This is a genomic window from Chitinibacter sp. FCG-7, from assembly GCF_040047665.1.
In the GTDB taxonomy this organism is placed as follows: domain Bacteria; phylum Pseudomonadota; class Gammaproteobacteria; order Burkholderiales; family Chitinibacteraceae; genus Chitinibacter; species Chitinibacter mangrovi.
In genome coordinates, this window is record NZ_CP157355.1 from 1,456,098 (window position 1) to 1,470,080 (window position 13,983).

Here is a 13,983-nt window from a genome sequence, read left to right on the forward strand (position 1 = left end):
ATACACCCACCCAGTTAATTACAGACTGGCAATTTTGTTGAGCAGCTCTTGCGAATCGACAGGCTTCACGACGTACTCAACCGCACCTTGGCGCTTGGCCCAAACCATGTCGGTTTCCTGATTTTTGGACGTGCACATGATAATCGGGATATTTTTGGTCGCCTCATCACGGCTGATGGTGCGGGTGGCCTGAAAACCGTTCATGCCAGGCATCACAACATCCATCAGAATCAAGTCAGGCATCAGCTCTTTGGTCTTCAGCACAGCCTCTTCGCCCGACTCCAGAGTCATGATCTGAAAGCCGTTTTTAGTGAGCAACTCACCGAGAAAATGACGCTCGGTAGGAGAATCATCAACAATCAGAATCTTTTTGATCGCCATAATGCTTTATGTCCATAGATGAAAAATTCAAACAATACCCGCGTGCACACGCACCGCGGCTAACAAACTGTCTTTGGTAAATGGCTTGGTCAGATACTCGTCCGAACCCACCATGCGGCCACGTGCACGATCAAACAAGCCATCCTTGGAGGAGAGCATGACCACCGGAGTAGCCTTGAAACGGGGGTTTTTCTTGATCAAGGAGCAAGTCTGGTAACCATCCAGACGTGGCATCATCACATCAACAAAAATCACGGCAGGATGATGATCAGCGATTTTCGCTAGGGCATCAAATCCATCCTCAGCCAGAATGACTTCACACCCTGCTTGCCCTAGAAAAATTTCAGCGCTGCGGCGAATGGTATTGCTATCGTCAATTACCATGACCTTTACACCCGCTAAATTGGACATGACACTCCCCTGGATTAGGCTGTAGGCCTTCGCACTCAGCCATAACTAGCAACGATAACACACCAAAACAAAAGTAGATGCTATCAAGATCAGTTTTAGTTTTAAGGGAAAAATCATATGCTGCGTCCCTGTATTAGACAAGGGCAACGAGGAAAGCGTAGAAAAAAAGAAACCCCAGTCCGAAATTGGCAAGACTGGGGCCACAGATCGCTCCCGATCAAGGAGCCCCGCTCAGGGAGGAAAAGCGGGAGGTGCAGGGGCGCACCTACAGAGTAAGATAGCTGCCCTGACTCAATTCGCAAGGAGAATCATTCTCCGTCCATCGGCTCAAGCGATTCGCTTGGTTGCTGCACGCTGTCAAACCAGCCACCAATCACGTTTTCCACCTCGGCCACGCCTTGCTTTTTCAAACTAGAGAACAGCTGCACAGTAATTTGCGGGTTATTTTTGAACTCATCCTTCACGCCACGCAGAGCCAGTACTTTTTCCTGATTATTCAATTTATCCGATTTGGTCAGCACACAATGCACCGGCTTGCCCGTAGGCAAAAAGAACTCCAGCATCACGCGATCTAGATCGGTCAATGGGCGACGGCTATCCATAATCAAAACCAGACCAATCAGATTCGGGCGGCTTTCAAGGTATTTGCCCAGCAAACCCTGCCAGTGGCGGCGTACCGCTTCAGGTACGGCGGCATAACCATAGCCGGGCAAGTCAACCAGACGGCGCTCGGCGCCAAAATCAAAGTAATTAATATGCTGGGTACGGCCAGGCGTTTTTGACACATAGGCCAGCCGGGTGTGATTGGCCAGCGTATTAATGGCGCTGGATTTGCCCGCGTTGGAACGTCCGGCAAATGCCACCTCGATCCCCTCGGGTGGAAGTGCTTTTAAATCATTGACAGTAGTAAGAAAAGTGAGGCCTTGAAATAGGGACATCTGTGAGCGCCATAGTGGTTTGTATCGGGGTCTTGCTATAGAATACCAGCATTTGATAGACCATCGTCGGCATACTAGGGTGAAAACCCACAAACAAACGACCGACGTACGCTTAAATTATGGGAGCGGATTTATGCGCAGCATGACTGTGGCGGTAAAGCTAGCAGCATTTTTGATGATGGCACCGGCTGTTTTTGCCGCAGGTACCAAAGGTGACCCTGCCAAAGGGAAAGTAATTGTCGATCAAGTCTGCGCAGCCTGTCATGGCGCCGATGGTAATAGCGTTGCCAGCGCCAATCCAAGCCTGGCTGGCCAGCACCCAGAATATATCGTGAAGCAATTGCAGGAATTCAAAGCGCAAAAGCGTAAAAATCCGGTCATGCTTGGCATGGCAACTCCGTTGTCAGCGGCTGATATGGCCAACGTGGCAGCTTATTACAGCCAGCAAACGCCTAAAGCCAAAGGCGCATCAAACAAAGAGCTGATCGAAGCGGGCAAGAAAATCTACCGTGGTGGCATTGCCAGCAAGAATGTTCCTGCCTGTATGGCCTGTCACGGCCCTTCTGGCTCGGGCATTCCGGGTCAATACCCGCGCCTGTCTAGTCAGCATGCGTCTTACACCTCCGCACAGCTCACCGCCTTCCGTGTTGGCGAGCGCGCCAATAATCAGGTGATGAGCGAAATTGCGGCCAAATTGTCGGATCAGGAAATCAAAGCCGTTTCCGAGTATATCCAAGCCATTCATTAATCACTGATTAGGAACTGTTTGCTCTTGCAGCAGACCAAGAGGGGTCGCGATCAAGCGCCCCCTTTTTTGTTATGACTCAAAATACCCGCCATACCTCTTTTTCGCGTGCATTGTTTGAACTACTGTCATCCATGCGCTTTGCCATCAGCTTGCTGACCATTCTGGCAATTGCATCGATTATCGGCACGGTACTCAAGCAGAACGAGCCCTATGTTAATTACCGCGTCGAGTTTGGCGATTTCTGGTTTAGCATTTTTCAGCCACTTGGCTTGTTTGATGTTTACCATTCAAGCTGGTTTTTGCTGATTCTGGCGTTTCTGGTTTTATCGACCAGCTTGTGCATCTGGCGTCATTTCCCCGGCGTTGTACGAGACATCAAAGGCTATCGCGAAAAAGCCAGCGCCAATTCTCTGCGCCTGATGGGTCATCACGCAGAAACCAACATCGCGCTCGCCCCACAAACTGTGACCGAGCACCTTACCCAGCACGGCTACCGCTTCAAAACCCGGCAAGACGGTGACGTTACATTGATTGCGGGCAAAAAAGGCAGCTGGCAAAAGCTGGGCTACCTGTTTGCCCACGCGGCCATTGTGGTCATCTGTATTGGTGGTTTGATGGATGGCAATTTGCCGCTCAAGCTCCTGGAAACCAGCGGCCAGAAAACGCCGGAAACCCGTGATATACCGCAAAGCCAGATCCCACCCAGTGCGCGCCTAGATAGCAATAATCTGTCTTTCCGTGGCAATGTCACACTCTCGGAAGGTGGCTCGGCCTCGGTGGTGTTTCTGAATGCCGGGCAAGGCTATTTTGTGCAGGAGCTGCCATTTGTCCTCCAGCTCAAGAAATTCCACATCGAGCACTACTCAACCGGCATGCCCAAGCTGTTTGCCAGCGATGTAGACGTACTGGATTTGCACAGCGGCAAAATCATTCAAAGCGGCACCGTCAAAGTAAACCATCCACTCATTGTCGATGGCATCGCGATTTATCAGGCCAGCTTTGGCGATGGCGGCTCCGGCCTCGAATTTGTGCAGTGGGATCTGAACAGCGGCAAAACCCAGCCACTAAAAACGCGCTCGCAAACCACGCAGGCACTCAATCTGGGTCAGGCGCAATATCAGCTGGAAGTGGGCGATTTGCGCCCATTCAATATTGAAGATCTGGGCAAAGCGCAGACCGCCACCTCAACAATGGCCGTAGATCAGTTGCAGCAGGCGATGGCCAGCGCACAATCAGTGCGCAGCGATAAAAACCTGCGCAACCTAGGGCCGATGATCCAATTCAAACTGCGTGACGATACCGGTCAGGCGGTGGAATACCAGAACTATATGGCGCCTTTCTTTGAAAATGACGCAAGCTACTTTATGACAGGTATACGCCGGGAAGTCTCTGCTCCATTTAGCTTCGTGCGTATACCCTTTGATAACGACATGAAGCTTGATACCTTCATGCGCTTGCGCCGCGCCATTCTGGACCCGAACCTGCATGCCGAGATTGCGCGCCGTACCGCCGCCAAAGCGCAGGCCGGCGGCGGCGTTTCGGCGGAAAGCCAGGCTCAGTTTGCCGATGTCACCCGTAATGTCCTGACCCAGTTTGCCAGCGGCGGTCTGCCAGCCATTGATCGCTTTATCGCCGAAAAAGTCCCCGCAGACAAACGCACTGCCGTGGCGCAGACTTACCTGAAAATCCTGCAAGGCGCGATGATTGACGCCATGGATGTAGCCCAAGAGCAGGCTGGGTTGCCAGCGGTTCCAGTCAACGAAGCCCAATACCGGTTTCTGATGGACAGCCTGGTGGCCAGCAGCCAGCTGTTTGACTACGGTGCCCCTACCCTGCTGCAATTGAGCGGGTTTGACGAAGTGAAAGCCAGCGGCTTCCAGCTCACACGTTCGCCAGGGAAAAACGTCGTTTATCTGGGCTCATTGCTACTGATTCTGGGCGTGTTCTGCATGTTCTATATCCGTGAGAACCGGGTCTGGGTTCGTCTCAGCCCACAGGGCACCTTACTGGCGATGAGCAGCAACCGTAAAACGCCAGAGCTGGAAAAAGAATTCTCAATGCATCGCGATGCCTTGATCAACAACACCAAAGAGTAACCATCATGACCTCACTCTTGCAAACGCGCCGCTGGCCGGATTTTGTTTTTGCCGCGATCATCATCGCCACAGGCTTGCTGACCTGGAAGCTGTACGGCAATTACCTTGATTATTACGAGCAAGGCATTCTGATCGGCTCGGTGGCGGGTCTGATCTGGCTGGGCTGGTTCTGGGCACCGCTACGCTGGTTTTTCCCGCTGTGTGGCGCTGTTGCACTTGGCAGTATCGCCCTGTATCAGGGCGAGCTGGCGCGCGGGCAAAGCGCTTTCTGGCTGAAATATGTTCTGGCCAGCCAGTCGGCCGTGATGTGGATGTGCGTGCTGTTTTTCCTGGCCATGCTGCTGTACTGGCTGGGCATGTTCAAACGCTCGAACACGGTACTGGGCATCGCCAGCGGCCTAACTTGGGGTGCGGCAGCGATGGCGATGATTTCCAAGCTGGTTCGCTGGTATGAAAGCTATCTGATCGGCGCCGATGTGGGTCATATTCCGGTCTCGAATCTGTATGAAGTCTTTATTCTGTTCTGCCTGATGACGGCGCTGATGTATCTGTATTACGAAGCCAAATTCCAAGCCAAAGCGATGGGCGCATTTGTCTTGCCGATTATTTGTGCTGCGGTGGCCTTTATCATCTGGTATTCATTTGATCGTCAGGCACATGAGATTCAACCCCTGATTCCGGCACTGCAATCATGGTGGATGAAAATCCACGTGCCAGCCAATTTTGTCGGCTACGGGGCCTTTGCCCTGTCGGCGATGCTGGGAGTGGCGCAGTTGCTGGTCTCGAAAGGCTGGCTGGTCAATCGCCTGCCTAGCTACGATACGCTGGGCGAAGTCATGTACAAGGCCATTGCGGTGGGCTTTCTGTTCTTCACCATTGCCACCGTGCTGGGTGCCATGTGGGCGGCCGACGCCTGGGGTGGCTACTGGAGCTGGGATCCGAAAGAAACCTGGGCGCTGATCGTCTGGCTCAATTACGCCGCCTGGCTGCATATTCGCCTAGTCAAAGGCTGGCGCGGCGATGTGCTGGCCTGGTGGGCGGTGATTGGCTTGCTAATCACCACATTTGCCTTTATCGGCGTCAATATGTTCCTCTCCGGCCTGCATTCCTACGGCGGCCTGTAAAACCCACGCTAAGGCAGATGATGGCCGACCAAAGCGCCATCATCTGCAACCATTTCGCCACACTGGCAGCAAGTGCTGCAGTGCAACGCAAGCCCTCACAGATACTGGGTTTCCCCGTCTTTTCACTAGAAAAACACGCCGCTATCATGCTGATGTAACAATTTGATATGTTCAAGGCTGAAAGCAGGCTTTAACATGATTTCCCCGCATATTTCTACATTGCATGCAAGGTCAAAGTCATTGCCATGAATAACAACACCCTGTTTTTTCGGACCGAACTCGGTAATCACGAGCTGCAAGCCCGCACGCCCGGCTTTCCGATCAAGCAAAGGCAATTATTATTTCTGGTTGACGGACAAAAACGGATTGAGGATATGCTGGCCTTTAATCCGGATATCGAAGATTTAAAACTGCGCCTAGTCAAACTACAGGAAATGGGTCTGATCGCCACCGAGGATCTCAAATCCTTCGCCATGCCGAGTATTTTTGACGCCACCATTCAGGGCGAACCCGAGCCCGTGAGTAGTAATAAGGCGTTACCTTCAGCCAAGGCCCTGCAGAATGTACGCCGCATTATCACGATGACCGACCAGACTTATCTAGGCAACAAGCTTGAATTTATGCTGACCGATGTCTTTGACGTACTAAAAAGCACCGACGAGCTGCAATTCTGTATTGACCGCTGGCAAAGGGCGATGCGCGAAGCTGGGCACAGTGATCTGGCCGATAGCTATATGTGGCAAATCCGCAGCGCGCTCAGCGATTAAAGCGGCGTCATCAAGCAAGCGAGTAATCGCGCTTCCAGCGGAGCCCAGTCAGGCGCGGCGCTGGCTTCGACAATCACTTCAAAACGGCTATCGCGGCGATATGCGCTCGGCGCTGCGCCCACCATGCCTTCGACCCAATCAAAACGATACCAGTCGCGCTCGGTTTGAAAAACTCCCTTCGCACGACTCAAGCCGCGCAAACTCAGTCCGGCCCCACCATTCAAACCTGACTCAAGCAATCCCTGCCCACTATGCGACGCAAGCGCATCAAACAATGCCGCCACCTTGGCACTGGCAAACAGCGCTTGCGGCGGGAAAATCCAGCCGCAGCTGTGCGAGCCCAGACTTGATTGCTGCTTGCGTACCGGCCAAGCTGTCAGCTCACTCGACTCAGTCGCCACACTGACCTTGCGGCGCGGCATCAGCCGATGGGAATGCGTCTGGGCAATCGACTCTGGCGCATCAGGCCAGCGCTCGGGGTGTAATTCCAGATCGAGTAATTCGGCTGCAAAAACGCCTTGTCGCGCGTGTGCCACCGCCAGTTTGGGCGGAAATTGCGCAGCGGCCATTCTTTCGGCGGCAGCAAGTTGCTCGGCGTCAGCAAGATCGCATTTATTTAAAATCAGCACATCGGCCAGCTGCAACTGATCGCGCCAGGTTTCATGTGTGGTATAGCGACTATCGTTTAAATGTCGCGGGTCGAGCAGGGTAACAATCGCACGCAATTCAAATGCGCTGGCCAGCATGGGATCACGCAGCAAATCGACAATACCTGCCGGGTGTCCCAGGCCAGAAGGCTCAATCAGCAAGCGGTCTGGCCGTATACCCCTAGAACCTCTTGCGAAGTTAGTCAGCGTCACGCGCAACTGCGGGCTGGTCGTACAGCAAATGCAGCCGCCAGGCACTTCCGCCACCTGCAAACCTTCCCCGGCTGCCGACAGGCTAGCGCCATCAATGCCCACTTCGCCAAATTCATTCACCACAATCGCCCAGTATTCGTCGGCAGGCTTATTGGCGAGCAGATTCATCAAGGCCGTGGTTTTACCCACACCAAGAAAACCGGTGACGATATTCACGGGGATGGGCATTCTGGCTTCACTCATGGGCGTGGCTTCTTTATTCAGCGGCTTTGGGGGCGGGTTTATGCTCGCGTTTTTTGCTCTCGTCGGTATGCAGCAAACTCATTGCCGCGCCCGATTGTCCGGCGAGCAATTTAGGCAACACCACCAGCGATTTGATCAGTGCATCGTCGATCAAGGCTTGTTCTTCTTTGCGTGGCGGCTTGAGGACAAAATTTGCCACTTCGGCCTTATTGCCCGGATGCCCTACGCCCAGACGCAAACGCCAAAAATTGGGCGTCCCCAAATGTGCCTGAATATCACGCAAACCATTGTGGCCACCATGCCCACCGCCCTGCTTGAGCTTGGCCAAGCCCGGCGCAATATCGAGCTCGTCGTGCACCACCAAGATTTCGTCCGGCAAAATTTTATAAAACTGCGCCAAGGCCACGACCGCCAGACCACTGCGATTCATAAAAGTTTGCGGCTGCAATAGCCAGACTTCATGCCCGGCGATATTGACCCGGCCAATCAGGCCGTGAAATTTGCTGTCGTGGCGCAGCATAATCTTGCCATCGCGCGCGAGCCGATCGACCAGCCAAAAGCCGGCATTATGCCGCGTCGCCTCATATTCAGCACCGGGATTACCCAAACCTACGATTAATTTGATTGCCATATCCAACTCAATAAATAACCCGCAAAACAATCGGACACATCATACCGTACACAGGCTCAAACAGCCCAAGCAGGCTAACTAGCTAGCTGGCTAGCATATTCCATGATTTCCTCATCTGCACTCAGCACCTGCACCGAATGCCAGCCCTGCTGACGATAAAAACCATAAGCTCTTAAGCCCGGATCAGGTACGGCGCTCAGCCAGATTCGCGCCGCAGAGTGCGCCTGCAAAGTGGCCACCGCTTGCGCAAGCAACTTCCGGCCAATGCCCAAGCCCTCGTATTCAGGTGCAACGGCCAATACCAGCATTTCACCAGAGCGCACATCAACAGCGCAAAAACCGGCATAACACCCATCCAGCTCGCACAGCCAACCGATATGCCAACCTTGCTCCAGCGCAATAGCACTACTACTCGGGGTAATACCCAATGCTTCCAGCTGAGCCAAAGATACCGGGTTTTCCCGCGTCCGGGCACGCAAAGCAAACAGATGCGGTAAATCGTCGGCCTGTGTTTTTCTAACCAGCATTATTTTCCGCCAGATTGATATGAAAAAACCCCGCCAAAGCGGGGTTTCTCGTCAGGCAATGCCGAACAGGAAAAGGGATTAGCCTTTTGCGCCATTGAGCAAAGACACAGCCAGATCCGCGCCACGCAGCAGGGATACCAGTTGTACGCCTTCTGGCAATACCAGATCAGACAAGTGAACTGACAGATTACCAACGGCCAATTTAGATTGGTCAACGGTAATGAATTCTGGCAATTTAGAAGCAACGCAACGAACCATTACTTCGTTCAGTACGTTACTGATCGCGCCGCCTTGCAGCTTAACGCCCAGACACGTATCAGCACCAACAAAGTGCAGTGGCACTTTCAGTTCGATCACAGAGTCAGCAGTCACACGTTGGAAATCGATGTGCTGTACTTGCTGTTTGAACGGGTGGTATTGAACTGCACGTACCAGAACTTGTTCAGCAGCACCGCCGTCGATCGACAGATTGATCAGCGCAGTGTGGAATTTCTCGTCTTGCAGCGTGTAGTACATGCTGTTGTGATCCAGATTGATCGCTGTAGGGGCAACAGAGCCACCGTAAACGATACCTGGCAATTGACCGGCTTTACGCAGGCGGCGGCTCGCACCAGTGCCCTGCTTTGCGCGGCTTGTAGCATTCAATTCGAAAGTCATTTTGAAACTCCAGTATGGAAATAAACATCCGCCCCCCGCGACCAGAGAAGCAAATGATTCGAGGGTATAGCCTCGAATGAGTGAGGAGTGAGGAGTGAGGAGTGAGGGGAGGTGCTCTACACCTCACGCCTTACCCCTAACACCTCACGCCAGAATTAATCAACGAACAGGCTGGAAACCGACTCTTCGTTATTGATGCGGCGCATGGTTTCAGCCAGCAAACCGGCAATCGATACCACGCGGACACGGCCGCTAGCTTGCGCTTCTTCCGACACCGGAATCGTATCGGTCACCACAACTTCATCCAGCGCTGATTGCAAGATGCGCTCTACCGCCGCGCCCGAGAATACCGGGTGAGTGGCGTAAGCCATGACCTTTTTCGCGCCAAATTTTTTCAACGCTTCAGCCGCTTTACATAGGGTATTAGCGGTATCGATCATGTCGTCGATGATGATACAGGTGCGATCTTTCACGTCACCGATGATGTGCATCACTTCGGCCACATTGGCTTTCGGGCGACGCTTGTCGATGATCGCCATATCCACGCCCAACTGTTTCGCCATCGCACGGGCACGCAGTACACCACCGACGTCGGGGGAAACAATCATCAGGTCTTCGTGGTTTTTCGCACGAATGTCGGCGAGCAATACCGGCGTTGAGTAGATATTATCTACCGGAATATCAAAGAAGCCCTGGATCTGGTCGGCATGCACATCGACGGTCAGCACACGGTCAACACCAGCAACTTGCAGCATATTGGCGACGATTTTGGCTGAAATCGGTACGCGGGCAGAACGTGGGCGGCGATCCTGACGTGCATAGCCAAAGTATGGAATGGCGGCGGTGATCCGGCCTGCAGAGGCACGTTTCAGCGCATCAACCATCAGCATCATTTCCATGATGTTGTCGTTGGTCGGCACACAGGTCGATTGCAAAACAAAAACGTCGCGACCGCGCACGTTTTCCAGCAACTCAACCGTCACTTCGCCATCGGAGAAACGGCCAACGGTGGCGCGTCCCAATGAAATGTCGAGGTGGTTTACTACACGTTCAGCAAGGCGCGGGTTAGCGTTGCCGGTAAATACCATGAGGCTGTCGTAAGCCATTTCCGTTTCCTGAAAAAACGAAAAGCGTGTAATTGGTGATTACACGCTTTTCTTTTTATAGGTGGCAGGGGAAGAAGGATTCGAACCTTCGCATGTCGGAATCAAAATCCGATGCCTTAACCAACTTGGCGACTCCCCTAACGATGCTGTAGCAAATTAATCCAGAAGACTAATCAAGTACAAAATCGAATAACTGGTGCTGACTCAGCGTTGAACTAACAAAACCGGTCATCTCTTTAGGAAGGCAGGATATTACGGCATTTGCCTGATTTTGTGAAGCGTTTTTTTCACCGCTTTCCCTAACAAAACAGGCAAACACACAGCTGCCAGACCCGGTCATCCGCGCTGGTGCATACTGGCTAAGCCATTGGATATGCTGCGCAATTGCCGGATACTTCCTCACCGCAACACTTTCCAGATCGTTCCGCAGAACGCGCCAGTTGGCCTTGCCGTCGAGGAGCGAAACTCTAAGTGATGGCGTATCCCTTGTCAACCCAGCGTCACCGAAAATCGCTGGTGTCGGCACGTGAACCTGCGGGTGCAAAACCACAAAAGTCGCCGTTTCGGTTTCAATCGGCGTCATGATTTCGCCAATGCCCTCAACCAGCGCATTGCGACCAAAAATAAAGAACGGCACATCTGCACCCAATTGCACGCCCAGATCCATCAGCGGCTGGCGGCGCAGATTAACATGCCACAGGCGATTGAGCGCTAACAGCACAGTTGCGGCGTCCGAGCTGCCACCGCCCATGCCGCCGCCCATCGGCAGCCGTTTATCGACGCGAATATCAACACCCAGATTCGTTCCACTCGTCGTTTGCAACAATCGGGCAGCCCGAACGGTCAGATCGCTGTCGGCAGGCACTCCCGGCATCGGGTTATGGTGAACAATCTGTCCGTCATCGCGCACACGCAGCCAGATGGTATCGTGTACATCGACCAGCTGGAATATCGACTCAAGCAAATGGTAGCCATCAGCTCGGCGGCCAACGATGTGCAAAAACAGATTGAGCTTGGCCGGCGCGGGGTAAGCCGCAAAGCCCTGCTCGTCAACAGGCGGGATATAACTCATGGTGCTGCGGTATTCCATTCGGTAATCATGATGCGAACTTTCAGATCAGCACGCGATAGCTCGATGCGATACGGATAAGTGCCGGAGCGATAATCGCTGGCACTGATTCGCCAGCCATTTTGTATTAATACCTCGCCATCGCGCTCATACGGCGTATCGGGTCTGGCCTGCCCGCGCAGCCACCAGCGCAAGCCTGATACAGGCAATTGCAAGCCGGTTAGCGTGTGCAGCAGCGATTCGGGATCTTCAGCGCGGTCGATCTGCGTACCGCGATTAAGCTCAGCGAGGCGGATGACATCGCCCTGATAATGCAGCACCAGCTCGGCCAGCACGCTGCCAAATGGCGTGGACAGACTGAGCTGATCCTGCGCCGGACTCGCCAGCCAGACAAACTGGGCGGTATCGGATTGATTACCCTGGCGGATATTCACCTTGCCTTGCGCCGAAAAACCGGCGGCAGGCGGCGAGGGAAGATGCGTACAAGCGCCCAGAAAAAGTACAGCGCTGGTCAGCGCCAGCTTGATGCGCTGCATTTACAGACCCAGACGCAGGCGAACTTCCAGCGCCACTTCGTCGTCCGGCTGGATGCTCAATACATCGGTCAAAATTTGCTGCGCGCGAGCCTTGTCATCCTTGCCGCCTCTCACCCACAACACTTCGGCCAGATGCGCCCCCACCTCGGCGTCCGGCATCTGCTGGTAGGCTTTTTCCAGCAAGCCCAAAGCTTCAGACAGACGCCCCTGCTTGAAACGCAACCAACCCATCGAGTCGAGAATGACCGGATTATCCGGCTGCTGAGCCAAGGCTTTATCCAGTAGGGTATTGGCCTCCTCATATCTATTAGTGCGGTTTGCAAGGATATACCCCAGTGCATTCAGGCCATTAACGCTATTGGGTTCCATCTCCAGATACTTGCGCAAATCAGCCTCGGCGGCGGCAAAATCCCCGGCCAGATCCAGATACAGTGAGCGATCGTAATACAGCTCGCCCTCACCGGGCTGCTGCTCGATCGCGCTGCTTAGCACGGCCACGGATTGCGCCAGCTGTTTGCGCTCACGCCAGACTTGCGCTGCGACCTGTGCGTAATCCACCTGATCTTTCACGGTCTCTCTGGGCAAGGCGGCCAAAGCCTGATCGGCCTGTTCCTGCTGACCCAGCTTGGCGTGCAGACGCGGGATTCTTGACACAACACCCGCCTGACGCTCGGCAGCGACTTTGCCATACCAGTCCAGCGCCAGCGAATACTGGTGACGCTGCTCGGCCAGCTGCCCCAGATAAGGCGCCAGCTGCGGCACACTTTTTGGATTCATCTGCACAGCACGGGTCAGATATTGCTGGGCTTTGGCTACTTCATTGAGCTGCATGGCCACCAAGCCGCCACCAACCAAGGCTTCCAGCTGGTTCGGGTCACGTGACAACACGGTTTCATAGGCTTGATACGCCTGCAGATATTGCCCTGTGTCGGCCGCAATTCTGGCCTGCATCAGCAAAATCGAAGTCGAGCCAGGATTGGCCTTGGCCGCAGCGTTCAGCAGTGCGGTACTGGCTGCAGTATCTTTCCCATCGAGCAATTGCACTTTGTACAAAATGGCAGGCTCCCACTGGGGGCGCAAATTCAGAGCGCTATCGAGTGCCTGCTGGGCCTGACTGCTTTGCTGCGCATGGCCATAAGCCAGCGCCAGTGCAAAATAGGCTTCGGGCATGCCCGGATACGCGATGGCCAGATGCTGGGTGAGCGTCAACACAGCTTCCCGATCTGCGTCCTTGCCCCATAACTGGTGCATTTGCATAAAGAACGGCGCGACTTCCTCCGGCTTGGCGGCAAACATGGCATTCAAGTGCACTTCGGCGTCGGCAATCCGGTTGCTGCGTAGCAATAGGCTGACCATCAACTGGCGGGCAGGCAAGGCGGCGGGCGCAGCCGCAATCCAGATTTCGGTTGCTTCCTGCGCCAGAGCCAGCTGCCCCGAGGCCACCGCCAGCTGTGCCGCGCGCTGCGCCACGCGCGGGTCTTTAGTGCGGCGCGCCGAGTCAAGCCAGGCTTCGGTAGCCAGCGGCACATTGCCACGCTGGGCCGCCACATCGCCGAGCAAGAATCGCATCACCAGCTCGTCATCCAGCTCCTGCTTGGGCAAGAGCGCCGGGTCATAGTCGGGCAATGCAGCCCGCTCGCCAGTCTGCGCAGGCTCGGCAGCAACGGACTCCTCCGCTGGCGGCGCAGGATTGCTCGCGCAGGCCGTAACTCCGAATAGCAGGACAGCGAATAAAGCCGAAACGCGCAAGGTCATAAAGATGATCCAATCAGAGATAAGCACTCAGGAAAAGTTTGACGTCACATACGCCGCCAAAAGCGGCAAGCTGGGCACCCGAATCGCCAGACAAAAGCAGCGCAGGCTGTGGCGTATATTAAAGACAGAATGCC

Annotated in this window: 15 protein-coding genes and 1 tRNA gene; 4 read left to right on the top strand and 12 right to left on the bottom strand. The window is 54.1% G+C overall.

The features are described from left to right. Positions 1-18: 18 nt before the first annotated feature. The 3 genes from ABHF33_RS06840 to yihA form a co-directional block, all read right to left on the bottom strand. On the bottom strand, positions 19-381 hold the full coding sequence (locus ABHF33_RS06840; RefSeq protein WP_157315073.1) for a response regulator: 363 nt from the start codon (positions 379-381) through the stop codon (positions 19-21). Positions 382-408: 27 nt separating this feature from the next. Then, complete coding sequence (gene pilG, locus ABHF33_RS06845; protein WP_348946222.1) at positions 409-792, bottom strand: twitching motility response regulator PilG; 384 nt, start codon at positions 790-792, stop codon at positions 409-411. Between the two features lie 308 nt (positions 793-1,100). Continuing rightward, on the bottom strand, positions 1,101-1,730 hold the full coding sequence (gene yihA, locus ABHF33_RS06850; protein WP_348946224.1) for a ribosome biogenesis GTP-binding protein YihA/YsxC: 630 nt from the start codon (positions 1,728-1,730) through the stop codon (positions 1,101-1,103). Between the two features lie 133 nt (positions 1,731-1,863). Here yihA and ABHF33_RS06855 point away from each other — a divergent pair, with 133 nt between their 5' ends. The 4 genes from ABHF33_RS06855 (at position 1,864) to ABHF33_RS06870 (ending at position 6,465) form a co-directional block, all read left to right on the top strand. Further along, the gene (locus tag ABHF33_RS06855) at positions 1,864-2,478 is read left to right on the top strand and encodes a c-type cytochrome (RefSeq protein WP_348946226.1); all 615 of its coding nucleotides are present in this window, start codon (positions 1,864-1,866) and stop codon (positions 2,476-2,478) included. A 71-nt stretch (positions 2,479-2,549) separates the two neighbouring features. Continuing rightward, positions 2,550-4,574, top strand: coding sequence for a cytochrome c biogenesis protein ResB (locus ABHF33_RS06860; protein ID WP_348946227.1), 2,025 nt, complete (start codon positions 2,550-2,552; stop codon positions 4,572-4,574). A 5-nt stretch (positions 4,575-4,579) separates the two neighbouring features. Continuing rightward, entirely contained in the window at positions 4,580-5,698 is a 1,119-nt protein-coding gene (ccsB, locus tag ABHF33_RS06865; protein ID WP_348946228.1) for a c-type cytochrome biogenesis protein CcsB, read from the top strand. A gap of 245 nt (positions 5,699-5,943) precedes the next feature. Further along, positions 5,944-6,465, top strand: a complete 522-nt coding sequence (locus ABHF33_RS06870) for a hypothetical protein (RefSeq protein ID WP_348946230.1) — start codon at positions 5,944-5,946, stop codon at positions 6,463-6,465. Here the strand turns inward: ABHF33_RS06870 and ABHF33_RS06875 are convergent. The 9 genes from ABHF33_RS06875 to ABHF33_RS06915 all read right to left on the bottom strand — a co-directional run bounded on the left by ABHF33_RS06875 (position 6,462) and on the right by ABHF33_RS06915 (position 13,849). Beyond that, positions 6,462-7,568, bottom strand: a complete 1,107-nt coding sequence (locus ABHF33_RS06875; RefSeq protein WP_348946232.1) for a CobW family GTP-binding protein — start codon at positions 7,566-7,568, stop codon at positions 6,462-6,464. The genes ABHF33_RS06870 and ABHF33_RS06875 overlap by 4 nt on opposite strands. A gap of 13 nt (positions 7,569-7,581) precedes the next feature. Beyond that, positions 7,582-8,199, bottom strand: coding sequence for an aminoacyl-tRNA hydrolase (gene pth / locus ABHF33_RS06880; protein WP_348946234.1), 618 nt, complete (start codon positions 8,197-8,199; stop codon positions 7,582-7,584). A gap of 74 nt (positions 8,200-8,273) precedes the next feature. After that, complete coding sequence (locus ABHF33_RS06885) at positions 8,274-8,726, bottom strand: GNAT family N-acetyltransferase (RefSeq protein ID WP_348946236.1); 453 nt, start codon at positions 8,724-8,726, stop codon at positions 8,274-8,276. Between the two features lie 78 nt (positions 8,727-8,804). After that, positions 8,805-9,383, bottom strand: a complete 579-nt coding sequence (locus ABHF33_RS06890) for a 50S ribosomal protein L25/general stress protein Ctc (protein ID WP_157315063.1) — start codon at positions 9,381-9,383, stop codon at positions 8,805-8,807. Positions 9,384-9,538: 155 nt separating this feature from the next. Next, positions 9,539-10,489 carry a ribose-phosphate pyrophosphokinase gene (locus tag ABHF33_RS06895; protein ID WP_157315062.1) on the bottom strand — a complete coding sequence of 317 codons (951 nt, stop codon included), beginning with the start codon at positions 10,487-10,489 and terminating at the stop codon, positions 9,539-9,541. Positions 10,490-10,551: 62 nt separating this feature from the next. After that, positions 10,552-10,628: transfer RNA gene (locus ABHF33_RS06900), tRNA-Gln, on the bottom strand. A 30-nt stretch (positions 10,629-10,658) separates the two neighbouring features. Then, complete coding sequence (ispE, locus tag ABHF33_RS06905; RefSeq protein WP_348946239.1) at positions 10,659-11,579, bottom strand: 4-(cytidine 5'-diphospho)-2-C-methyl-D-erythritol kinase; 921 nt, start codon at positions 11,577-11,579, stop codon at positions 10,659-10,661. After that, positions 11,558-12,094 carry a lipoprotein insertase outer membrane protein LolB gene (gene lolB, locus ABHF33_RS06910; RefSeq protein ID WP_348946241.1) on the bottom strand — a complete coding sequence of 179 codons (537 nt, stop codon included), beginning with the start codon at positions 12,092-12,094 and terminating at the stop codon, positions 11,558-11,560. The genes ispE and lolB overlap by 22 nt, the downstream gene beginning before the upstream one ends. Further along, entirely contained in the window at positions 12,095-13,849 is a 1,755-nt protein-coding gene (locus ABHF33_RS06915) for a tetratricopeptide repeat protein (RefSeq protein ID WP_348946243.1), read from the bottom strand. Between the last annotated feature and the right edge of the window lie 134 nt (positions 13,850-13,983).